Origin of the sequence: Massilia glaciei (assembly GCF_003011895.2) — a bacterium.
Lineage (GTDB): Bacteria > Pseudomonadota > Gammaproteobacteria > Burkholderiales > Burkholderiaceae_D > Telluria_A > Telluria_A glaciei.
The window spans coordinates 1-21,154 of the sequence record NZ_PXWF02000102.1 but is presented as its reverse complement, the minus strand read 5'-3'; the positions used below and the strand labels follow the sequence as shown (position 1 = coordinate 21,154).

Sequence of the window (21,154 nt, the reverse complement as noted above, 5' to 3'; positions counted from 1 at the left end):
GTCATTTTCAACCCACCGTTTCCCCACGCCGAGGCCCCCGATGAGCATGTCCCCCACCTCCACCCTGCACATTGGCCTCATGTCCGGCACCAGCATGGACGGCGTCGACGGCGTGCTCGCCGACTTTGCCGGGGGCGCCATCACCTCGCTCGCCGCCGCCTTCGTCCCGTTCCCGGCGCCGCTGCGCGCCGAACTGATGGAGCTGCAGCTGCGCGGCGACAACGAAATCGAACGCGAGGCGCTGGCCGCCAACGCGCTCGCGGCCAGCTACGCCGTCTGCGTGGCCGAGTTGCTGCACGCCGCGCCCGGGCCGGTGCGCGCGGTCGCCGTGCACGGCCAAACCATCCGCCACCGCCCCGACCTCGGCTACACGCGCCAGACCAACAATCCGGCGCTGCTGGCCGAACTGTCGGGCATCGATGTGATCGCCGACTTCCGCACCCGCGACATCGCCGCCGGCGGCCAGGGCGCGCCGCTGGTGCCGGCCTTCCACCAGGCCATGTTCGGCGTGCCGGGCCACACGCGGGTGCTGGTCAACATCGGCGGCATCGCCAACCTGACGGTCCTGCATCCCGACGGCAGCGTGAGCGGCTTCGACACCGGCCCCGGAAACGTGATGCTCGACGGCTGGATCGGGCGCCACCTGGGCGCCGAATACGACGAGGACGGGCGCTGGGCGGCCAGCGGCACGGTCGTGCCGGGCCTACTCGAGATGCTGCTCGACGAGCCCTTCTTCAGGGCGCCCCCGCCCAAGAGCACGGGGCGCGACCTGTTCCACGCGCAATGGCTCGACACCCGCCTGGCGCAATGGGGCACGCTGGTGCCGGCCGACGTGCAGGCCACGCTGACGATGCTCACGGCCGTCACGATCGCGCGCGCGATCGCGGCCAACACCGCGATGCCGGAGACCGTGTATGTGTGTGGCGGGGGGGCGTACAACGGCACCCTGATGCGCGATATCGCGGTGGCGCTGGGTGGAAAGACGAACGTGGAATCGACGGCATTGCTGGGCGTGGCGCCCAACCGGATGGAGGCGCTCGCTTTCGCCTGGCTCGGTTACCGCTTCACCGAGCGCGCCTCGGGCAACCTGCCCGCCGTGACGGGGGCGAAAGGCCCAAGGATTTTGGGCGCGCTCTACCCCGCCTGAAATACGACAGAATTACTGGACTGGACTACTGACCTGGACCACGTCGGCAGCCGAACTGCCGTTGCGTTGATCAGGCCGAGAACGAGGAACCGCAGCCGCAGGTGGAGGTGGCTGTCGGGTTCTTGATCACGAACTGGGCGCCTTCGAGGTCGTCCTTGTAGTCGATCTCGGCGCCGACGAGGTACTGGTAGCTCATCGAATCGATCAGCAACTGCACGCCGTTTTTGACCATGGTGGTGTCGTCCTCGTTGACGATTTCGTCGAACGTGAAACCATACTGGAAGCCGGAGCAGCCGCCGCCCTGCACGAACACGCGCAGTTTGAGGTCTGGGTTGCCTTCTTCTTCGATCAGTTGCGCCACCTTGGCGGCCGCGCTGTCGGTGAAGACGATCGGCGCCGGGATGACGTCTTGCATTTCTGCTACTGCATTCATGTCTGACTCCTACTTGGGGAAACTATTAGACGCATTATAGACTGTTGGAGCGCGTCACGCTTCGGATACCGCCGGGCCAATTGCCAAATGCAGCATCGGTTCGCCCGCGTGGATGTAGGTCAGGCGCCCGGTGACCATCGAACCGCCGTGCATCTCGAGCAGCTTGTAATGGACATCCCCTACAATGCGGCCTTTTGGCTGTAATTCAAGCAGCTGGGTCGAATAAACCGGACCGGCGATCATGCCGTTGACGATCAGGTTGGCGCAGCGCACCTCGCCCTCGATGCGCGCATGCTCGGACACGATGAGCAGGTTGTCGGGGCCCTCGCCGCCGGTCACGTTGCCGTGCACCTCGCCGTCGATGCGCAGCCCGCCCGTGAAACTGAGGTCGCCCTCGATCCGGGCCGAGAATCCGACCAGGGTGTCTATGTCGCTTTTAGAATTTCTACCGAACATGATTGCTCCCCTTCCATAGGCTGCGATGCCCGCCCCGGGGGGCCGGCATCTTGTAAAACAGCTATCTCTGAAAGCAATTTAGCCGTCCCACCCCGGCCCGCCTTGATGTGGATCGTTCGTGAGGAGTAATGCCTAAAAGTTAAGGCAGCAGGGCGATCTGCTGCAAGCCGGTGCTCTCGGGCAGGCCAAACATGAGGTTCATGCACTGCACGGCCTGGCCCGACGCGCCCTTGACGAGGTTGTCCTGGACCACGAGGATGACCAGCATGTCGCCCGGCGCGCCGTCGTGCTCGGGCCGGTGCAGCGCCAGGCGCAGCACGTTGGCGCCACGCGTCGAGCGCGTTTCGGGGTGCGAGCCGAAGGGCATGACGTCGACGAAGGGCGCGTCCTTGTATTGATCTTCGAACATGGCTTGCAGGGCCGCGTTGTCGATGTCCTTGGTCAGGCGCGCATAGATGGTCGAATGCATGCCGCGGATCATCGGCACCAGGTGCGGCGTGAACACCAGGCGCACCTTCTGCTCCGTGAAGCGTTGCAACTGCGCCACCGTTTCGGGCGTGTGGCGGTGGCCGGACACGCCGTAGGCCTTGAAGTTGTCGCTCGACTCGGAGAAGAGCGTGCCGATCTCGGCCTTGCGGCCGGCGCCCGAGACGCCCGACTTGGCGTCGACGATCAGCGAACCGGCGTCGATCACGCCGGCCTTGAGCAGCGGGAACAGGCCCAGTTGCATCGTGGTCGGGTAGCAGCCCGGGTTGGCGATCAGGCGCGCGCCAGCCACCGCCTCGCGGTTGAGCTCGGGCAGGCCGTAGACGGCCTCGGCGAGCAGCTCGGGGCAGGTGTGGGGGATCTTGTACCACTGCTCAAAGACGGCCTGGTCCTTGAGGCGGAAATCGGCGGCCAGGTCGATCACCTTGACGCCGGCGGCCAGCAGCGCGGGCGCCTGCGCCATCGCCACGCCGTGCGGGGTGGCGAAGAACACGACGTCGCACCCGGCCAGGTCGACCTTGTCGGGCGCCGAGAACGCGAGCGCGACACGGCCGCGCAGCGAGGGGAACATGTCGGCCACGGGCAGGCCGTCCTCCTTGCGCGAGGTGATGGCGGTCAGTTGCACGTCTGGATGGATGGCCAACAAGCGCAACAGTTCCACGCCGGTGTATCCGGTGCCGCCGACGATGCCAACTTTGATCATTGTGTGTTTCCTTAAAGGTATTAGACTGCGAATCCCGAATTTTACCAGCGTCGGGTTCAGGGCGCCGTGCGGCAGGAGATTGGCGCCTCAGTAGTGGTAGCGGCAGGCGATTATAGTGAGGAAATCATCGTCGGCTACGTACACAAGCCGGTTTGATTCGTCGATCCTGCGCGACCACAAGCCCGACAGATTGCCTTTCAGCGGCTCCGGCTTGCCCATGCCCGCGAAAGGTTCGCGCCGCGCCTCTTGAATTAATAGATTGATTCGCTTTAAGGTGCGTTTGTCCTGGCTTTGCCAGTAGACGTAGTCGCGCCAGCTTTCATCGGTGAATTGCAGCTTGCGCATATGGAAATTATTCTGGCTCGGGTAAGTCGATCAGTCCATGCGGGCGGACTTTGCCGGCGCGCGCCTGCGCGACCGACTTGGCCAGATGTGCCGCATTTGCCGGCGAACTAAGCAAGTGGACCGTTTCCATCAGGCTGCTGTAGTGGTCGAAGGACATGATCACCGCATCCGGCGCGTCGCGGCGGGCGATCACCGTTATATCGGCGTCCTCGACCACTTGGTCAATCACCGCGCGCAGACTGCCACGGGCGTCGGAAAAATTAATGATTCTCATGGATGGGTCCCATTTGAGGAATGGTTGACCGTTCCCCAATGATACGGGTTGCGGCAGAATACTTGATCAACAAGTCGTACAAGTAGTGTATAACTTTTTTCTGCATCGGCAAGCGGCGCATGCAAGACCGGCGCCCGTTGAGCGCAGTGCAACTTGTGACGCGGCCAAAAAAAAAGCCGCCAGACAAACGCCGGCGGCTTTTTCGATACGGCGCCGGAGCGCCGCGGGGAAACGGATTAACGCTTCGAGAATTGTTTTGCGCGACGTGCTTTGCGCAGACCGACTTTTTTACGCTCGACTTCACGTGCGTCGCGGGTAACGAAGCCGGCTTTGGCCAGGTCCGGCTTGAGCGCCGCATCGTAGTCGATCAGGGCACGGGTGATACCGTGGCGTACCGCGCCAGCTTGGCCGGACTCGCCGCCGCCGTGCACGTTGATCTTGATGTCGAAACGCTCGACGTTGCCGGTCAGTTCCAGCGGTTGACGGATGACCATCAGACCGGTTTCGCGCGAGAAGTACTCGGACGCTGGCTTGCCATTGACGATGATTTGGCCAGTGCCAACCTTGATGAAGACGCGAGCAACAGCGCTCTTGCGACGGCCGGTGCCGTAATTGTAGTTACCGATCATGTCAGCTCCTTACTTGAACAGCACGAGTGCTTTAGGTTGCTGGGCCGCGTGCGGGTGGGAACCTTCCGCGTACACTTTGAGCTTCTTGATCATGGCGTAGCCAAGCGGGCCCTTAGGCAGCATGCCCTTGACCGCTTTTTCGAGCGCACGACCTGGAAAACGCTCTTGCATTTTCTTGAAGTTGGTCTCGTAGATGCCGCCCGGATAGCCCGAGTGACGGTAGTACGTCTTCTCGGTGGCCTTGGTGCCGGTTACGCGCAGCTTGCCTGCATTGATAACGACGATGAAATCGCCCGTATCGACGTGAGGGGTAAATTCCGGTTTGTGTTTGCCGCGCAGTCGGAGTGCCACTTCGCTGGCAACACGTCCGAGGACTTTGTCCGTCGCGTCAACCACGAACCAATCGCGCTGGACTTCATGTCCTTTAGCGGAAAATGTTTTCATGTTGACTTCCTAATAGTTAAATCGCTCAAATGGTGGTTCCGCTCTTGCTGCCTGCGGACTCTGCCTTGTTGTCTTTTCCTGAGCAAACGGAAAGCCGGCTACTATAGCGCGGATCGCCCTCCCGCGTCAAGGTCCGCCGCGCCCGCCTCCCGCTGCGGCCCGCCACGCCGGTCCCGGCGCCCGCAAATCGCCCGGCGGCGCCCATATGTATATATAAATGATTGACTGATGAAACACTAAGAAATTACCATTGCCCCCGCATCCACTGTGGGGAGACCTCGTGATTAACCGTATTTGCATTGCCGCCTCGCTCGGCCTGGCGCTGGCCGCGCCCCCAAGCGACGCCGCCCCCGTCTCGGAGCAGGGGAAAAGCTGCCACCTGTCGGGCTCGGAGGAAACCCTGCGCTGCATCAGCGTGCCCGTCCCGCTCGACTACGGCAAGGCCGGCGGCGAGCAGCTCAAGCTGCACGTCACGGTCGCCCCCGCCTTCCGCGAGTCGGCCAGGCCCGACCCGCTGTTCGTGCTCGCCGGCGGCCCCGGCCAGGCCGGCTCGGACGTGCTGCCGCTGCTGCCGGCGCTGCGCAAGGTGCGCGCCACGCGCGACATCGTATTCATCGACCAGCGCGGCACCGGCCTGTCGGGCAAGCTCGACTGCGAAACCAAGCCCGGCTACGAGGCCCTGACCGAGGCCGAGCTCGACAGCGAGGCGCGGCTGTGCATCGCCAAAATCGGCAAGTCGTTCGCGCCCTACGGCACCGACAGCGCCGCGCGCGACATCGAACAGGTGCGGCGCGCGCTCGGCTACGGCCAGATCAACCTGTGGGGCGGCTCCTACGGCACCCGGCTGGCCCAGCACTACGCGCGCGCCTTCCCGTCCAGCGTGCGCTCGATGATCCTCGACGGCGTCGCCGCGCCCGACCAGATCGTGCCGGCCGGCGGGCGCGACGCCCAGGCCGCGCTCGACACCCTGTTCGACCAATGCCGGGCCGAACCGGCCTGCAACAAGGCGTTCCCGGCGCTGCGCGCCGAATTCGCCGCGCTGGCCGAGCGCGTCGCCACCGACAAGCTCGTGCTCGAACTGTCGGACCCGCGCACCGCCGCCCCGCTCAGGCTGGCCATGACGCGCGAGCGCTTCCAGTCGACCGTCCACAACATCCTGTATTCGCCGCTCGACAGCCGGCGCCTGCCGTTCCTGATCCACAGCGCCTACCTCGGCCGCTGGGCCCCGTTCGTGGCGCGCCGCAACGTCGCGAGCGACTTTTCGGCCGACGGCGCGGTCGCCATCGTGCTGCACCTGGCGGTCGTGTGCGCCGAGGACGTGCCGCGCCTGACGCCCGAGCTGGTGGCCGAGAACGCGCGCCAGACCTTCATGAGCGCGCCCGCGCTGGCGCGCCTGGCCGGCCTGTGCCCGGCGGTCAAGGTGCCGGCCGCGCCCTACCGCGCCCCGGCGACGATCGCCGCGCCGATCCTGATGCTGTCGGGCGCGCTCGACCCGGTCACGCCGCCGCGCCGCGCCGAGGCCGCCGGCCGGCACATGGCGCGCGCCCAGCACCTGGTGGTCGCCAACGCCGGCCACGGCGTCTCGCACCTCGGTTGCGGGCCGCGCCTGATGCGCGAATTCCTCGACCAGCCGCAGGGCAAGGTCGACGGCGCGTGCCTGAAGGAAATACCCGCGCCCTCCTTCCAGCTTAACAGCGCCGGACCGCAACCCTAAGCCCGAGGAACCGACATGATCATAGTCAATGACGTAAGCAAGCATTTCGGCAAGGTGCAGGCGCTCGGCGGGGTCGGCTTCACCGCCCGCGACGGCCACATCACCGCCCTGCTCGGACCCAACGGGGCCGGCAAGACCACCCTGCTGCGCCTGCTCGTGGGCCTGCTCAGGCGCGACCGCGGCAGCATCGCCATCGACGGCGTCGACCCGGCCGTCGATCCGATGGCGGTGCGCAAGAACATCGGCTTCCTGACCGACCAGTTCGGCCTCTACGAGCGATTGTCGACGCGCGAATACCTCGCCTATTTCGGCGAACTGAACGGCATGACGCGCGCCGACATCGCGCTGCGCACCAGGGAGGTCACCGAACTGCTCGACCTCGGGGACATCATCGAGCGCCGCTCCAAGGGCTTCTCGCAGGGCCAGCGCATCAAGGTCGCGCTGGCGCGCACGCTGCTGCACCGGCCGCGCCACCTGCTGCTCGACGAGCCGAGCCGCGGGCTCGACGTGATGGCCACGCGCGCGGTGCGGCGCGCGCTCGAGGCGCTGCGCGCCGACGGTTGCTGCGTGATCATGGCGACCCACGTGATGCAGGAGGTGACCCACCTGTGCGACGACGTGATCGTCATCGCCAAGGGGTTCACGGTGGCCCAGGGCTCGCCCCGGGAACTGTGCGAGCGCACCGGCATCGCCAGCCTCGAGGATGCATTTGTCAGCCTGGTCGGCACCGAAGAAGGAATCGCATGAAACACTGGATGAAACCCAAATTCCTCGTCGTCTTCATCAAGGAGTTCCGCGAGACGCTGCGCGACAAGCGCGCGCTCGGCCTGCTCGCGCTGTTCGTCGTGATGTACCCGGCCATGGTAGGCTTGGGCCTGGGCAAGCTGATCGACCGCACCACGACCCCGGAGCGCGAGGGCATCGAGGTGATCGTTATCGGCGGCCAGCAGGCGCCGACGCTGATGTCCCTGCTCAAGCAAAAGAACGTCAACGTGACCGAGAGCGGCCCGATGACGGACGAGGCCATCACGAACGTGCTGCGCGACAAGAAGGTGGTCGCCGTGCTCAGGCTCGGCGACAAGTTCGGCGACACCTACGCGGCCATGCGCCCGGCCCGGATCGACCTCTGGTTCGACTCGGCCAGCGACAGCGGGCGCAAGACGCGCGACGTCGAGGAGGTGCTGCGCAACTACGGCAACAGCATCGCCGGCGCGCGCCTGCTCGCGCACGGGGTCTCGCCGGCCACGCTCGCGCCGGTGCAGGTGCAGCGCTACGACACCGGCACCAACGCCTCGCGCTCGGCCACCTTCATCGGCGCCATGCTGGGCAGCTTCTTCATCCCCGCCTTCATCTTTTGCCTGAGCAGCGCGGTCGACAGCACCGCGGGCGAGCGCGAGCGCCGCTCGCTCGAGGTGTTGCTGGCCCAGCCGGCGCGCCCGGTCGACTTGATCGTCGGCAAATGGCTCGCCGCCGGGGCGCTGTCGGTGATCGGCATCACGCTCGAGCTGGGCATGGCGCACGGGGTGCTCAAATGGCTGCCGCTCGAGGAGATCGGCATGTCGTGGCGCCTGTCCTCGGTCGACCTGGTGTTCGTGTGCATCGCCACCATCCCGCTGTCGTTGTTCGCGGCCGCGTTCGAGATCGCGCTGGCGATGAACGCCAAGTCGTTCAAGGAGGCGCAAAGCACGGTCAGCTTCGCCGTCATGCTGCCGATGGTGCCGATGGTCGTGGTGCCGATGCTCGAGCTCAAGACCGCGACCTGGATGTACCTGGTGCCGGTGCTGTCGAACCAGACCCTGCTGCGCGAACTGGCCAAGGGCCAGGAGATCGGCGCGATGCCGTTCATCCTCACCTTCGGCTCGTCGCTGCTGATCGCGCTCGCCTGCATCGGCTGGGCCAGCTGGCGCATGAAGAGCGAGCGCTATGTGCTGACGGTGTAGCGGGCGGTGTAGCGGGCGGCGCGGCCCGGCCCGGCCCGGCGCCCATTGCGGCCGCGCCTGGCAAGGCGCGGCCGGCTCGCTTACAATGGACCACGGACAACCCCAACACATATCCAACACCCCAACCCCTGTTTACGGAGTAGCGATGGAAGTCAAAGTCAGCTGGAACGGCCCGTCGGGCATGAGTTTCCGGGCCCAGACCGGGTCGGGCCACATGGTCAGCATGGATGGCGCGCCCGAGGGCGGAGGCCACAATCTCGCGCCGCGGCCGATGGAGATGGTGTTGCTCGGCACCGGCGGCTGCACCGCCTACGATGTCGTGTTGATCCTCAAGCGCGGGCGAGAGGACGTGCGCGGCTGCGACGTCACGCTCAAGGCCGAACGCGCCGAGACCGATCCGAAGGTGTTCACCAAGATCCACTTCCACTTCACGGTCACCGGCAAGAGCCTCAAGGAGACCACGGTCGAGCGCGCCGTGAGCCTGTCGCACGACAAATACTGCTCGGCCTCGATCATGCTCGCCAAGACGGCGGAGATCACGCACTCGTTCGAGATCGTCGAGGGCTGAGGCCGCCATTCCGAAACCGGGGTCTGACCCCGGTTTTCCGGTCCGACAAGTACTGCTCGGCCTCAATCAAGCTCGCCAAGACGGCCGAGATCACGCACTCGTTCGAGATCGTCGAGGGCTAAGGCCGCCATTCCGAAACCGGGGTCTGACCCCGGTTTTCCGGCCCGATAAGTACTGCTCGGCCTCGATCATGCTCGTCAACACGGCCGAGATCACGCGCTCGTTCGAGATAGTCGAGGGCTGAGGCCGCCATTCCGAAACCGGGGTCTGACCCCGGTTTTCCGGTCGAGCAAGAAAAAAGCGGCAAGGCCTTCCGGGCGCTTGCCGCTTCCGCCTTTTCTTCGGATTGGCGTGGAACATCTTGTTGGTCAGGCCCGCGTGGACCGGGCCGCGCGGGTTCAGGACACTAGATGTAATACGCCGTGCCCGTCATCACGCGCGCCATCGCCGTCATCGCCAGCTTGACCGGCGCCGGCGCCTCGAGCCCGCCCATGTCCTTGGCGGCCGCGCCGTGCGCGGCCTCGTCGGCGCGCATCTGCGACACGATCGCGCGCGACTTCGCGTCCTGCGCCGGCAGCAGCGACATGTGGCTCTCGAGGTGCGCCTCGACCTGGCGCTCGGTCTCCATCACGAAGCCCAAGCTGCGCGCGTCGCCCAGATGCGCCGCCACCGTCCCCATCGCGTACGCGCCCGCATACCAGAGCGGGTTGAGCAGGCTCGGCTGCGAGCCGAGCTCGCGCAGGCGCTGCGCGGTCCAGGCCAGGTGGTCCTCCTCCTCGCGCCCGGCCTGCCGGAACTGCACCCGCAGGTCCTCGCTGCGCGCGTACCGGGCCTGCGCGCTGTAGAGCGCCTGGGCGCACACCTCGCCGACGTGGTTGACCCGCATCAGGCCGGCGGCGTGGCGCTGCTCGGCCGGGTCGAGCTTGGCGTCGTCGGCGTGCGCGGCCGGGTTCGGGCGCGAGGCCGAGGCGACGCCAGCGATCACGCGCAGCGCCTGGTCCACGCCGGAAATGAGGCGGTCGAGCGGGTTGAAGGTGCGGATCTCGGACATGGCGGCTTTCGGTAAGGGTTTATGCATCGGGTCTATGCATTGACGGTTCATGCATCGGAAGCGGGCGGCGCGCTGGCCGGCGCCGGGGTGTGGCGTTCGATCCAGTCGAGCACGGGCCCGCCGATGTCGATGCGCGAAATGTTCTTGGCCACGCCGAGGTTGAGCGAGAGCAGGAATGGAATGGTCGCAACAGGCACGCCGGGGCAGAATTGGGCGAACGCCGCGTGGAAGCGCGCGCACTCGAGCACGGGCACGACCTTTTCGCCGCTCATGAACTGGAGCACGCTCGTGATGCTGTGGCCGCCGCCGATCAACTGGTAGATGAGGCGGTTGTAGCGGCGGTCGATCTGCTTGAAGTCGAGCGTCTCGGGCGTGACCAGCCCGGCCAAGTAATGCAGGCCGAGCGCGAGACGGAAATAGCCGAGCGCCTCGGCGCTGGTGCGCCCGCGGCGCGCGACGGCGAGCACGCCGTCCCTGATGACGCCGTCGTTGATGACGCCGCCTTTGATCACATTCTCTTTGATGACACTATCCATGGCGACCATTATCCACATTTCCGGCGCCCCATGGCAAACGTCGGCTATTCAAAAATGCATGGAGGAGGCCCGCGCCATACATTCTTGCATAGACCGCAACACCGGGCCGCTTTGCCGGTCAAAGGAGGTCGGACACCAGAACCAAGCGGCGAGGCGGCACATGGACCAGACACCCCACATGAAGCGCAGGAAGTTCCTGACCATCACCACGATCGGCGTGGGCGGCATCGGCCTGGTCGCCACCGCGATCCCGTTCGTGGCCAGCCTGACGCCGAGCGAGCGGGCGCGCGCGGCCGGCGCCCCGGTCGAGCTAGACGTGGCCGGCATGGCCCCGGGCGCGCTCGCCACGATCGAGTGGCGCGGACGCCCGATCTTCGTGCTGCACCGCAGCGCGCCCATGCTCGCCTCGCTGGCGGGCCACGACCCGGCGCTGGCCGACCCGCTCTCGGCGCAGTCCGAGCAACCCCCGTACGCCAGCAACCCGGTGCGCGCGGTCCGGCCGCCGTTCCTCGTGCTCACCGCCATCTGCACCCATCTCGGCTGCATCCCGAGCTTCCGGCCCGAACCCGGGGCCGGGGCCGGGCTCGGACTCGGGCCCGATTGGCCGGGCGCGTGTTCCGCAACGTGCCCGCGCCGACCAACATGGCGGTGCCGCCGCACGCCTGGATCGGCGAGACCGAATTGCTGATCGGACAAGACCCCGCGACCTGACGGACCCGGCGCGGGCATCCGCAGGGCCCGGCCGCGCCGGCGGCGGCAGGCCGCCCGCGCCGGTGCCCGCGCCGGCGTATTGACAAGCCCGGCCCGGCTCGGGCGCGCCGGCGGCCCGAACCGGCCGCCCCGCACAAGCAAACTGGACGGAAAGCCCGCCCCTCGCGTAGGATCGCACTGGCGCTCGCACTGGCGCGCGCCCCGCTCCCCCGTTTTTGCACTCTGGGGCGGCCAGAATGCCGTGCGTCGCAAGACGCCGCACGGCACGCCACGAATTTAATACAATGCAAGTGCCGATCAAGCCGGCCGGCGCGCGCGCGCCGGCGCTTGGCCGGGCCACAGAATCAGGAGTACCGCATGGAATTACGCATCCGAAACTTGTCAAAGACCTACGCCAACGGCGTGGTGGCCCTCGACAAGGTCAGCCTGACCATTCCGAAGGGGATGTTCGGGCTGCTCGGCCCCAACGGCGCCGGCAAGTCGACCCTGATGCGGACCCTGGCGACCCTGCAGGAATGTGATTCCGGCTCGGTGTTCCTCGACGACATCGACGTGCTCGACGAAAAGGACGCGGTGCGCCGCCTGCTCGGCTACCTGCCGCAGGACTTCGGCCTGTACCCGAAGGTGACCGCCCACGAGATGCTCGACCATTTCGCCATGCTCAAGGGCCTCTCGCACAAGGGGCGCCGGCGCGAGGTGGTCGACGGCCTGCTCCAGCAGACCAACCTGTTCGAGGTGCGCAACCAGCGCCTGGGCGGCTTTTCGGGCGGCATGCGCCAGCGCTTCGGCATCGCCCAGGCCCTGCTGGGCGACCCGCAGCTGATCATCGTCGACGAGCCCACCGCCGGCCTCGACCCGCAGGAGCGGGTGCGCTTCCACAACCTGCTGTCCGACCTGGGCCAGGACAAGACGGTGCTGCTGTCGACCCACATCGTGTCCGACGTGGCCGACCTGTGCGCCAACATGGCGATCATCAACAAGGGCAACGTGCTGCTGTGCGGCGAACCGCAAAAGCTCATCGACGCGCTCGACGGCAAGATCTGGGCGCGCTTCGTCTCCAAGCACGAGCTGGCCGCGTTCCAGCACGCGCACGCGGTCATCTCGACCCGCCTGCTCACGGGCCGCACCCTGATCCACGTGTACGCCGAGCGCGACCCCGGCGACGGCTTCGCGCCGGCCCGGCACGACCTCGAGGACGTCTATTTCGCCACCATCGCCGGACGCCACCAGGCGCTGGCACTGGCCCGCTGATGCCGGCCCTGCTCGCCATCGCCCGCTTCGAGGCCCGCCAGCGCCTGCGGCTGGTCTCGACCTGGGTCTACTTCGCCGTCTTCCTGGCGCTGGCGCTGCTGTGGACGGCCGTCGCCGGCGGCGTGTTCAAGGGCGCCAGCGTGACCTTCGGCGGGCGCGTGTTCATCAACGCGCCGCGCTCGCTCGAGCTGGCCGTGGCGCTGCTGGGCTGCTTCGGCGTGGTCATCATGGCCGCCATGATGGGGCGCTCGGTGCAGCAGGATTTCGAGCACGGGACGCACCCGTTCTTCTTCAGCGCCCCGATCGCCAAGCGCGAATACGTGTTCGGGCGCTTCCTCGGGGCCTACTGCGCGCTGGCCGTGATCTTCTCGAGCATCGCGCTCGGGCTCGGGCTCGGCACCCTGATCCCGGGCGTCGACCCGACCCGCATCGGCCCCGGCGGCCTGTCCAACTACCTGCGCCCCTACCTGCACATCGTGCTGCCGAACCTGTTCATCTTCGGCGCCATCTTCTTCGTGCTCGCCGCGCTCACGCGGCGCATGGTGCCGGTCTACGTGGCCAGCGTGGTGATGATGATCGGCTACATCGTCGCGCCCCGGCTGGCGCGCGACCTCGACTACAAGACGCTCGCCGCCCTCATGGACCCGTTCGGCACGACGGCGCTGATCCGCCTCACCGAATACTGGTCGATCGCCGAGCGCAACACGCGCGCGATCCCGTTCGAGGGCGTGCTGCTGGCGAACCGCCTGATCTGGGCCGGCTTCGCCCTCGTGGTGCTCGGGCTCGGCTACTGGCGCTTCCATTACACCGGCGCGGACGAGCTGCGCGCCGTGCGCGGCAACGAGGGCGAGGACGCCGCCAGGCAGCTCTCGCACGCGGCCGGCGCCACCCGCGAGCGGCCCGACTTCGCGCGCCGCGGCCTGGCGCTGCTGCTGCTGCGCTCGAGCTGGCTTAACCTGCGCGAAACGGTCAAGAACATCTATTTTGTCGCCATCGTGCTGGCCGGCGTACTCACCATCTTCGCCGGCGCGCTCAACATGGGCTCTATGTACGGCACCAACACCCATGCGATGAGCTACATCGTGCTCGAGGAGGTCAACGGCACCTTCGCGCTGTTTTTGCTGATCATCACGACCCTCTACGCGGGCGAGCTGGTCTGGCGCGAGCGCGAGGCGCGCACCGACCAGATGTTCGACGCGCTGCCGGTGCCGGGCTGGCTGCCGCTGCTCTCGAAGCTGCTCGCCCTGGTCGGGCTGCAGGCTGCGCTGCTGGGCCTGGTCATGCTGTGCGGAATGCTCATCCAGCTATTCCACGGCAACTTCAACCTCGACCCCGGGCTCTACCTGCAAACGCTGTACCTGATCGAGCTGCCGCGCTACGCGCTCTTGGCCGTGCTCGCGATCGCGGTGCAGGTGCTGGTCAACCAGAAGTTCATGGCCTACTTCGTCATGATCCTGTACTACGCGGCCACGATCACCTTCGACACGCTCGGCCTCGACCATCCGATGCTGCTGTACGGCGCCTCGCCCGAGTTCATCTATTCGGCGATGAACGGCTACGGCCACCACCTGCCGCGAGAGCGCTGGTTCATGCTCTACTGGGCCGGACTGGCGCTGATGCTGTTGGTGCTCTCGCTGGTGTTCTGGCCGCGCGGGCGCAACGCCGAGCTGGGCAGCCGGCTGCGGCTGGCGCGCCGCAACCTGAGCCTGCCGGTGCTGGGCACCTTCGGGCTCGGCCTGGCCGTGTTCGCCGGCGCCGGCGGCCTGCTGTACTACAACCTGCACGTGGCCAACAGCTTTTTGACGAGCTGGGGCGCGGACGCCGGGCGCGCCGAATTCGAGCGGCGCTACAGCAAGCTGGCGGCGCTGCCGCAGCCGCGCATCACCGGCGTCAAGCTGGCGCTCGAGCTCGAGCCGGCGCGGCGCAGCATGTCGGTCCGGGGCAGCTATGTGCTCGAGAACAAGGGCGCCACGCCGATCAGCGAGGTGTACATCGAGCAGGACCGCGCGGCCGCCCTGGCGCTGCGCTTCGGCGCGCCGGCGCGCGTGCTGCTGGCCGACCGCGAACGCGGCTTCTACGGCTACCGGCTCGACACGCCGCTGCTGCCGGGCCAGCGCGTCACGCTCGGGTTCGGCGTGGCGTATTCGCCCAAGGGCGTGCTGGGGCTGGGGATGGACACGCCGGTGCTCGGCAACGGCACCTTTTTCAGCAACGATGCGCTGCCGCGCATCGGCTACGACGGCCGGCGCGAGCTCTCGGACGAGCGCGACCGCAAGCGCCACGGCCTGCCGCCGCGCGAACGCATGCGCGCGCGCGACGACCCGCGCGGGCTGGCCAACAATTTCGCCTCCCACGACGCCGACTGGATCAGTTTCGACGCCGTCGTCGGCACCGCCGCCGACCAGATCGCGGTCGCGCCGGGCACGCTCTTGCGCGACTGGAGCGCCAAGGGGCGCCGCTATTTCCACTACAGGATGGACCAGCCGATCCTCAATTTCTACTCGATCCAGTCGGCCCGCTACGAGGTGGTCCACGAGCGCTGGCAGGACGTCTCGATCGACCTCTACTACCATCCCGGGCACGACTTCAACCTCGACCGCATGGTGCGCGGCGTCAAGTCGGCGCTGGCCTACAACACGCGCAATTTCGGGCCCTACCAGCACAAGCTGCTGCGCATCGTCGAGTTCCCGCGCTACGTGCGCAAGGCGCAGTCGTTCCCGGGCACGGTCCCGTTCTCGGAGGGCATCGGCTTCATCGCCAAGGTCGACGACGACAATCCGAAGGACATCGACTACCCGTTCTTCGTCACGGCGCACGAGGTGGCGCACCAGTGGTGGGGCCACCAGCTGGTCGGCGCCGACACCCGCGGCAGCTCGGCGCTGAGCGAGACGCTGGCCGAGTACTCGGCCCTGATGGTGATGAAGCAGGCCTTCGGCGCCGACAAGATGCGGCGCTTCCTGCGCTACGGCCTCGACCGCTATCTGATGGGCCGCGCGGTCGAGGAGCGCAAGGAGCTGCCGCTGGCGCACAACGAGAACCAGCCATACATCCACTACCACAAGGGCGGCCTGGCGATGTACCGGCTGCAAGACGTGCTGGGCGAGGACAAGGTCAACGCGGCGCTGCGCGGCCTGCTCGGGCGCCATGCGCTGCGCGGCCCGCCGTATCCGAACGTGACGGTGCTGACCGACGCGCTGCGCCGGGCCACCCCGCCCGAGCACGCCCACCTGGTCGACGACCTGTTCGAGTCGATCATCCTGCACGAGACGCGCGCCACCGCGGCCACGGCCGTCAGGCGCGCCGACGGCCGCTACGACGTGACCATCAATGCCAGCGCGTCCAAGCTGAGCGCGGGCGAACTGGGCGACGAGAGGGAGGTGCCGCTGCGCGACTACATCGAGTTCGGGGTCGACGACAAGGATGGCAAGCCGCTGCTGCGCGAACGGCGCCTGGTCGACACCAAGACGGTGGCGCTGACGGTGACGGTGCGCGGACGCCCCGCCAGGGCCGGCATCGACCCGGACAACAAGCTGATCGACCGCCGGCCGTCCGACAATATGGTCGAGGTCGAGATCAAGTAGCCGGCTGTGCCGGTCCGCACACCCGGAACCGCGCCGGCCCCCACGTGTGTTGGGAGGCCGCGCGCCGGCCTTGGCAAGCGGCCCGTCAGGCTGTTTCCGAAGCGCCCCGCCCACAACTCATCATCAGCACCCGCGTCACGCACAAGGCCGCGAATGCCCTGTCCCCGGGCGGGAACTTTGCGATGACGCCGGTGACAAACGCGTAGTATGAATCGGCTAGAAAAACATCGTCCAGCGGCAGCACGAAGGTGTGGAAACCCGCCACCAACTGCCGCTCGTCATCGGCCAGATACGGCGCATACCGAAAGCCGCGCGCCTCCACCGCGCTCAGGAGCGAGCCCAGGCCAAGGCGCTCGCCCAGAAACATCGCCCTCGCGCCGAACAGCAGCAGCAAGGCCGCAAACCGCATGGCGTTTTCCTCGCGCACCGGAACCGGAAGATAGCCTTTGAGCTTGAAGTGGCCAACACCGGCTTCGGGCGGCAATGCCGCTATTTCATGGACGAGGCGCACCACCGGCGCCGACGAGGCGGAAAGCGCCAGGAAGGCGGCCGGGTCGCCGATGGCGTCATCGGCGAGGACCACAAGGACCTTCTTCATCGCCGTCACGTTGCGTCGTTGCTCTTCAAGCATTTCGCCGAGGAGGCCGTCTCCGGCCCCGGGATCGGGATCGTACAGATCGTAGGAGGCGGACCGGATTCTTGCCCGTGGAAGCGGGCCTTCGGGAATATGCAGGCGGGTTGCGGCGGCGGCACTGAGCATGGTCGGCGGGGGTGGCGTTGACGGTTGTGACCGTCCAAGTGTAGTGCGGCATGCGCCGTTCTGTCCAGTGCGCCGCGGCCAGCGCGTTGAAAAGCGCCAGCCCCAGCCGATGCGGTGTTCGGATCCGCACGGCCGCGCGTGTCCGGATCCGCACGCACCGATCGGAACTGGACTCGCTCGGCGCCCTGTTCAGCGACACCCCGCGCCCGCCGACTGATGTTGCGCGGCTTCAAGCCGATGGCAGGCGACAGGACGGCGCATTATTTCCTCCGGCACATCGGCCCAACCGAGGCCACCCCGGCAAGCGCGCCGCCCGCCTCGCGCAGCAAGTTGCCGGAGCGGCCGCGACCGCGCTCGCTCGTGCCCCGCCCGACCGCGCCAACATCACCGGCAAGGTCTATTTCCACACCCCCGATCCGAAGCAGGGACGAAAAAAAACCGCGCCCGGCAAGGGAACGCGGTTTTTTGCGCGTGCGGCCGATTTTATTCGGCGGCCGCGGCGACCTTCTTGGTGGGCGCCTTTTTGGCCGCCGCCTTTTTGGCGGCGGGCTTCTTGGCGGCGGGCTTCTTGGCGGCGGGCTTTTTGGCCACGGCCTTTTTCACCGCCGTGCCCTCGGCCGCCTCGGCCGCGCCATCGGCGGCGTCGGCGACCGGCGCCGCCTTGCCCTTGGCCGGCGCCTTGGCCTTGCGCTCCTCGAACTCGAAGTTGATGATCTTGCCCAGCTTGTCGGGCTTGTCCGCCTTGACCAGGAAGGCCTTGAATGGGCGCCGGGTGCGCGGCGACACAAAGCCGGGCAGCAGGTCGGTCTTGCCGACCGTGAGCAGCTTGACCATCTGCTCGGGCAAAATCTCCTGCTGCAAGATGATCCGGCCGCTACGGAAGTCGCACGTCTTGGGCTTGGCGACGCTGTTTTCACAGACGTAGGCCAGGCCCATCTCGAACACGCCGGCGGCGCATTTCGGGCATTGGCCGAGCGGGGTCTGTCCGCTGAAGTCGACGCCCTCGCCGCCCTCGCCCTCGCCGTCGTTCTGGCCGAAGTCGAATTCGAGCTTGCAGTTCTTGATCTCCTCGTCGCGCACGATGCGCAGGATGGCGGCGAACGGGCGCCCCATCTTCGAGCGGAAGCCCTGCATCGGCCCGATGGTGCGGTTCTTGAGCAGCTCCTCGACCTCGGCGATCTCGAACTGGCGGCTGCCCGGGGTCTTGCTCATGTTGAATTCGCACTTGGAGCAGGCGAAGCGGCGGTAGTTCTCCTTGACCACGCCGCCGCAGTTCGGGCATGGGGTGGCCAGGGTCGCGTAGTCGCCGGGGATGGTCTCGTTGTTGTATTCCTTGGCGCGCTTGACGATGATCTGGGTCATCTGGGCGATCTCGCGCATGAACTCCTCGCGCGAAATCTTGCCTTTTTCCATCTCGCGCAGCTTGTATTCCCATTCGCCGGTGAGCTCGGGCGCGGTCAATTCGTTGACGCCGAGGCCGCGCAGCAGCGTCATCAATTGCGCCGCCTTGGCCGTCGGGATCAGCTCGCGCCCCTCGCGCAGCAGGTAGCGCTCGGTCAGCAGGCCCTCGATGATGGCAGCGCGCGTGGCAGGTGTGCCCAGGCCCTTGCCGGCCATGGCGTCGCGCAGCTCGTCGTCGTCGATCAGCTTGCCCGCGCCCTCCATCGCCGACAGCAGCGTCGCCTCGGAGTAGCGCGCCGGCGGCTTGGTGACCAGGCCGTTGGCGGTGATTTTGTCGGTCTGGACCTTCTCGCCCTTGGCCACGGCGACCAGCATGCCGCTGTCCTCCTTGTCGTCGCCGGCGACGGCGGCCTCCTTGCCGTAGATCGCCAGCCAGCCGGGGTTGGTCATGACCTTGCCCTCGGTCTTGAACTGGTGGCCCGAGACCTCGGTGTAGCGGGTCGTGACCTGGAACTCGGCGGCCGGGAAGAACACCGCCATGAAGCGGCGCGTGACCAGGTCGTAGAGTTTTTGCTCGGGCTCGGACAGGTTCTTCGGCGCCACCGTGGTCGGGATGATCGCGAAGTGGTCCGAAATCTTGGTGTTGTCGAAGATGCGCTTGTTCGGCTTGACCCAGCCCTTGGCGGTGATCTGCTTGGCGAACTGGTGGTAGTTGTTGCTGCCGGCCAGGGAGAGCATGGTCTCCTTGACGGTGTCGATGTAGTCCTCGGGCAGGTGGCGCGAATCGGTACGCGGGTAGGTCAGCACCTTGTGCTTCTCGTACAGCGCCTGGGCCAGGCCGAGCGTGTTCTTGGCCGAGAAACCGAAGCGGCCGTTGGCCTCGCGCTGCAGGCTGGTCAGGTCGAACAGCGCCGGCGCCATCGAGGTGGTCGGCTTGCTCTCCTCGGTGACGGTGCCCTGCTTGCCGCGGCAGGCGGTGACGATCGATTCGGCTGCGGTGCGGCTCCAGAGGCGCTCGGCGCGCTTTTCGGGGTCGTTCTCGTCCTTTTTATGCTTTTGGTCGAGCCAGCGGCCCTCGTAGACGCCGGCCGCGCACACGAAGTCGGCGCGCACCTCCCAGAAGTCGCGCGAGACGAATTTTTTGATCTTTTCCTCGCGCTCGACCACGATCGACAGCGTCGGCGTCTGCACCCGGCCAACGGTGGTCAGGTAGAAGCCGCCCTCCTTCGAGTTGAACGCGGTCATGGCGCGGGTGCCGTTGATGCCGATCAGCCAGTCGGCCTCGGAGCGGCAGCGCGCGGCGTCGGCCAGCGGCAGCATCTCCTCGTCGGAGCGCAGGTTCTTGAAGCCGTCGCGGATCGCGCCCGGCGTCATCGACTGCAGCCACAGGCGCTGGACCGGCTGCTTGGCCTTGGCGTTCTGCGCGATCAGGCGGAAGATCAGCTCACCCTCGCGGCCCGCGTCGCAGGCGTTGATCAGGGCCGAGACGTCCTTGCGCTTGATCAGGCGGTTGAGCACCTTCAGGCGCGCCTCGGTCTTGGCGATCGGGTTGAGCGCGAAGTAGGGCGGGATCATCGGCAGGTTGGCGAAGCTCCACTTGCCGCGCTTGACGTCGTGCTCCTCGGGCACGGCGATCTCGAGCAGGTGGCCGACCGCCGACGACAGCACGTACTGGTCCGACTCGAAGTACTCATCGTGCTTGGTGAAGCCGCCCAGCGTCTTGGCGATATCGTTCGCCACTGAGGGTTTCTCTGCGATGATGAGGGTTTTTGTCATAGGTTTCTCGTCGTACTCTCTGTTGTTCGGCACGCGCATCATACATGCTTGGCCGGGGGCTGCGCGGTTTTGCCATCCTGATAGCTAATAGCTAAGCTTATAAACTGCGGGCCAATGATAAGCGCGTTGCCGGGGAATCCGCAAGTGGCCCGTGCACGGGGCCGCCTTGGGGCGGGCGCGGAACCGGCCGCGCAAACGGAAAAAAGGGGGGATGCGGCGCGCCCGGGCGGCGCCGGGCCGGCGCGGCAGGCCGGCGAAGCAGGCCGCGCTAGTGCAGCAGGCGCGGCGCCTGCTCGTCGTCGCCGAACAGGTCGTCGAACATGAGCGCGTCGGGCTCCTTGCCCTGGCTCCACAGCAGCATGAGCACGATGACCTTGAGCTTGCCCAGGCCTACCGGCGACTCCTTGAGCGCGAACGCGCGCTCGATGACGATCTCGCGCTGCACCGGAGAGAGCACCTTGGCGCTCTCGAGGAACTGGACGAAGCCGATCGCGTCGGCGCCGAGGGCGTCGTATTCGCGCGCGACGTAGAATCGGGTGCCGTTCGAGCTCATGGCCGCGGGCGGCTCGGCGCCGGCCATCTCGGTCAGGTCGGTCAGCCACACGAGCGCCTCGGAGATCTCGTCGTCGTCGAAGCCGACGGCCGAGAGCTTGCGCGCTAGCGCCGCCGGCTCGGGGCAGGCGTCGGGGCGGTAGTACGTCTCGTAGAGATAGACCAGGATATCGAACATGGCGCTACTTTATCAGTTAAGCCCGCTCGATACCAGTGCCGCGCGCCCTCACCGGGCCACCCGCTGGAACATTCCACCGGGCAACCGTTCCACGCCCCCGGCGAGCTCGAGGGCCAGCAGGCGGCCCGCCAGCGCGCCCGGGGCGCTGCCGAGGCGCGCGGCCAGCGTGTCGGCGTCGACCGGGTCGAAGCCGAGCGCGGCCAGCAGCGCCTGCTCGC

The 21,154-nt window shown here is 67.0% G+C and carries 21 protein-coding genes; 8 read left to right on the top strand and 13 right to left on the bottom strand.

Features of this window, described 5'->3' with window-relative positions; translation table 11 throughout:
* The first annotated feature begins 46 nt into the window (after positions 1–46).
* Entirely contained in the window at positions 47–1,147 is a 1,101-nt protein-coding gene (locus tag C7C56_RS07625; RefSeq protein WP_106756882.1) for an anhydro-N-acetylmuramic acid kinase, read from the top strand.
* Between the two features lie 70 nt (positions 1,148–1,217).
* Here C7C56_RS07625 and erpA read toward each other — a convergent pair whose 3' ends face one another.
* The 7 genes from erpA to rplM all read right to left on the bottom strand — a co-directional run bounded on the left by erpA (position 1,218) and on the right by rplM (position 4,917).
* On the bottom strand, positions 1,218–1,580 hold the full coding sequence (gene erpA, locus C7C56_RS07620) for an iron-sulfur cluster insertion protein ErpA (protein WP_106756839.1): 363 nt from the start codon (positions 1,578–1,580) through the stop codon (positions 1,218–1,220).
* Between the two features lie 54 nt (positions 1,581–1,634).
* On the bottom strand, positions 1,635–2,036 hold the full coding sequence (locus C7C56_RS07615) for a bactofilin family protein (protein ID WP_106756838.1): 402 nt from the start codon (positions 2,034–2,036) through the stop codon (positions 1,635–1,637).
* Positions 2,037–2,175: 139 nt separating this feature from the next.
* Positions 2,176–3,225: an N-acetyl-gamma-glutamyl-phosphate reductase gene (argC, locus tag C7C56_RS07610; protein WP_106756837.1), complete on the bottom strand. Its 1,050-nt coding sequence runs from the start codon at positions 3,223–3,225 to the stop codon at positions 2,176–2,178.
* 87 nt (positions 3,226–3,312) lie between these two features.
* Positions 3,313–3,570, bottom strand: a complete 258-nt coding sequence (locus C7C56_RS07605; protein ID WP_106756836.1) for a Txe/YoeB family addiction module toxin — start codon at positions 3,568–3,570, stop codon at positions 3,313–3,315.
* Between the two features lie 7 nt (positions 3,571–3,577).
* Positions 3,578–3,844, bottom strand: coding sequence for a type II toxin-antitoxin system Phd/YefM family antitoxin (locus C7C56_RS07600; protein ID WP_106756835.1), 267 nt, complete (start codon positions 3,842–3,844; stop codon positions 3,578–3,580).
* A gap of 236 nt (positions 3,845–4,080) precedes the next feature.
* The gene (rpsI, locus tag C7C56_RS07595; protein WP_106756834.1) at positions 4,081–4,473 is read right to left on the bottom strand and encodes a 30S ribosomal protein S9; all 393 of its coding nucleotides are present in this window, start codon (positions 4,471–4,473) and stop codon (positions 4,081–4,083) included.
* Positions 4,474–4,482: 9 nt separating this feature from the next.
* Positions 4,483–4,917, bottom strand: a complete 435-nt coding sequence (gene rplM, locus C7C56_RS07590; RefSeq protein WP_106756833.1) for a 50S ribosomal protein L13 — start codon at positions 4,915–4,917, stop codon at positions 4,483–4,485.
* A 280-nt stretch (positions 4,918–5,197) separates the two neighbouring features.
* Between rplM and C7C56_RS07585 the strand changes: the two genes are divergently transcribed.
* The 4 genes from C7C56_RS07585 to C7C56_RS07570 all read left to right on the top strand — a co-directional run bounded on the left by C7C56_RS07585 (position 5,198) and on the right by C7C56_RS07570 (position 9,139).
* On the top strand, positions 5,198–6,631 hold the full coding sequence (locus C7C56_RS07585; RefSeq protein ID WP_229458360.1) for an alpha/beta fold hydrolase: 1,434 nt from the start codon (positions 5,198–5,200) through the stop codon (positions 6,629–6,631).
* Positions 6,632–6,646: 15 nt separating this feature from the next.
* Positions 6,647–7,378, top strand: a complete 732-nt coding sequence (locus C7C56_RS07580; RefSeq protein WP_106756832.1) for an ABC transporter ATP-binding protein — start codon at positions 6,647–6,649, stop codon at positions 7,376–7,378.
* A gap of 8 nt (positions 7,379–7,386) precedes the next feature.
* Positions 7,387–8,571 carry an ABC transporter permease gene (locus C7C56_RS07575; protein WP_106756880.1) on the top strand — a complete coding sequence of 395 codons (1,185 nt, stop codon included), beginning with the start codon at positions 7,387–7,389 and terminating at the stop codon, positions 8,569–8,571.
* 145 nt (positions 8,572–8,716) lie between these two features.
* The gene (locus tag C7C56_RS07570; protein ID WP_106756831.1) at positions 8,717–9,139 is read left to right on the top strand and encodes an OsmC family protein; all 423 of its coding nucleotides are present in this window, start codon (positions 8,717–8,719) and stop codon (positions 9,137–9,139) included.
* Positions 9,140–9,545: 406 nt separating this feature from the next.
* Here C7C56_RS07570 and coq7 read toward each other — a convergent pair whose 3' ends face one another.
* Complete coding sequence (gene coq7, locus C7C56_RS07555) at positions 9,546–10,217, bottom strand: 2-polyprenyl-3-methyl-6-methoxy-1,4-benzoquinone monooxygenase (RefSeq protein WP_370660183.1); 672 nt, start codon at positions 10,215–10,217, stop codon at positions 9,546–9,548.
* Positions 10,218–10,237: 20 nt separating this feature from the next.
* Positions 10,238–10,726: a hypothetical protein gene (locus C7C56_RS07550; protein WP_106756879.1), complete on the bottom strand. Its 489-nt coding sequence runs from the start codon at positions 10,724–10,726 to the stop codon at positions 10,238–10,240.
* A gap of 160 nt (positions 10,727–10,886) precedes the next feature.
* Between C7C56_RS07550 and petA the strand changes: the two genes are divergently transcribed.
* The 3 genes from petA (at position 10,887) to C7C56_RS07535 (ending at position 16,269) form a co-directional block, all read left to right on the top strand.
* Positions 10,887–11,414 (top strand): ubiquinol-cytochrome c reductase iron-sulfur subunit, encoded by a 528-nt coding sequence (gene petA, locus C7C56_RS07545; protein ID WP_229458357.1) that lies wholly within the window; start codon positions 10,887–10,889, stop codon positions 11,412–11,414.
* A gap of 380 nt (positions 11,415–11,794) precedes the next feature.
* A complete protein-coding gene (locus tag C7C56_RS07540; RefSeq protein ID WP_106756829.1) occupies positions 11,795–12,688 on the top strand; it encodes an ABC transporter ATP-binding protein in 894 nt (297 codons plus the stop codon).
* Positions 12,688–16,269, top strand: coding sequence for an ABC transporter permease/M1 family aminopeptidase (locus C7C56_RS07535; protein ID WP_229458346.1), 3,582 nt, complete (start codon positions 12,688–12,690; stop codon positions 16,267–16,269). Before C7C56_RS07540 ends, C7C56_RS07535 begins: the two co-directional genes overlap by 1 nt.
* A gap of 85 nt (positions 16,270–16,354) precedes the next feature.
* Here the strand turns inward: C7C56_RS07535 and C7C56_RS07530 are convergent, their stop codons facing one another.
* The 4 genes from C7C56_RS07530 to C7C56_RS07515 all read right to left on the bottom strand — a co-directional run bounded on the left by C7C56_RS07530 (position 16,355) and on the right by C7C56_RS07515 (position 21,140).
* The gene (locus C7C56_RS07530) at positions 16,355–17,029 is read right to left on the bottom strand and encodes a hypothetical protein (RefSeq protein WP_106756828.1); all 675 of its coding nucleotides are present in this window, start codon (positions 17,027–17,029) and stop codon (positions 16,355–16,357) included.
* A gap of 483 nt (positions 17,030–17,512) precedes the next feature.
* The gene (locus C7C56_RS07525) at positions 17,513–20,206 is read right to left on the bottom strand and encodes a DNA topoisomerase III (RefSeq protein WP_106756877.1); all 2,694 of its coding nucleotides are present in this window, start codon (positions 20,204–20,206) and stop codon (positions 17,513–17,515) included.
* Positions 20,207–20,474: 268 nt separating this feature from the next.
* Positions 20,475–20,936 carry a Smg family protein gene (locus C7C56_RS07520; RefSeq protein ID WP_106756827.1) on the bottom strand — a complete coding sequence of 154 codons (462 nt, stop codon included), beginning with the start codon at positions 20,934–20,936 and terminating at the stop codon, positions 20,475–20,477.
* 48 nt (positions 20,937–20,984) lie between these two features.
* A complete protein-coding gene (locus tag C7C56_RS07515) occupies positions 20,985–21,140 on the bottom strand; it encodes a DprA-like winged helix domain-containing protein (RefSeq protein WP_370660184.1) in 156 nt (51 codons plus the stop codon).
* Positions 21,141–21,154: the final 14 nt, after the last annotated feature.

Coding starts and splice junctions, on each gene's coding strand:
- C7C56_RS07625 (WP_106756882.1), top strand. CDS start 47: ATGTCCCCCACCTCCACCCTGCACATTGGCCTCATGTCCGGCACCAGC.
- erpA (WP_106756839.1), bottom strand. CDS start 1,580: ATGAATGCAGTAGCAGAAATGCAAGACGTCATCCCGGCGCCGATCGTC.
- C7C56_RS07615 (WP_106756838.1), bottom strand. CDS start 2,036: ATGTTCGGTAGAAATTCTAAAAGCGACATAGACACCCTGGTCGGATTC.
- argC (WP_106756837.1), bottom strand. CDS start 3,225: ATGATCAAAGTTGGCATCGTCGGCGGCACCGGATACACCGGCGTGGAA.
- C7C56_RS07605 (WP_106756836.1), bottom strand. CDS start 3,570: ATGCGCAAGCTGCAATTCACCGATGAAAGCTGGCGCGACTACGTCTAC.
- C7C56_RS07600 (WP_106756835.1), bottom strand. CDS start 3,844: ATGAGAATCATTAATTTTTCCGACGCCCGTGGCAGTCTGCGCGCGGTG.
- rpsI (WP_106756834.1), bottom strand. CDS start 4,473: ATGATCGGTAACTACAATTACGGCACCGGCCGTCGCAAGAGCGCTGTT.
- rplM (WP_106756833.1), bottom strand. CDS start 4,917: ATGAAAACATTTTCCGCTAAAGGACATGAAGTCCAGCGCGATTGGTTC.
- C7C56_RS07580 (WP_106756832.1), top strand. CDS start 6,647: ATGATCATAGTCAATGACGTAAGCAAGCATTTCGGCAAGGTGCAGGCG.
- C7C56_RS07575 (WP_106756880.1), top strand. CDS start 7,387: ATGAAACCCAAATTCCTCGTCGTCTTCATCAAGGAGTTCCGCGAGACG.
- C7C56_RS07570 (WP_106756831.1), top strand. CDS start 8,717: ATGGAAGTCAAAGTCAGCTGGAACGGCCCGTCGGGCATGAGTTTCCGG.
- coq7 (WP_370660183.1), bottom strand. CDS start 10,217: ATGCATAAACCCTTACCGAAAGCCGCCATGTCCGAGATCCGCACCTTC.
- C7C56_RS07550 (WP_106756879.1), bottom strand. CDS start 10,726: ATGGATAGTGTCATCAAAGAGAATGTGATCAAAGGCGGCGTCATCAAC.
- petA (WP_229458357.1), top strand. CDS start 10,887: ATGGACCAGACACCCCACATGAAGCGCAGGAAGTTCCTGACCATCACC.
- C7C56_RS07540 (WP_106756829.1), top strand. CDS start 11,795: ATGGAATTACGCATCCGAAACTTGTCAAAGACCTACGCCAACGGCGTG.
- C7C56_RS07535 (WP_229458346.1), top strand. CDS start 12,688: ATGCCGGCCCTGCTCGCCATCGCCCGCTTCGAGGCCCGCCAGCGCCTG.
- C7C56_RS07530 (WP_106756828.1), bottom strand. CDS start 17,029: ATGCTCAGTGCCGCCGCCGCAACCCGCCTGCATATTCCCGAAGGCCCG.
- C7C56_RS07525 (WP_106756877.1), bottom strand. CDS start 20,206: ATGACAAAAACCCTCATCATCGCAGAGAAACCCTCAGTGGCGAACGAT.
- C7C56_RS07520 (WP_106756827.1), bottom strand. CDS start 20,936: ATGTTCGATATCCTGGTCTATCTCTACGAGACGTACTACCGCCCCGAC.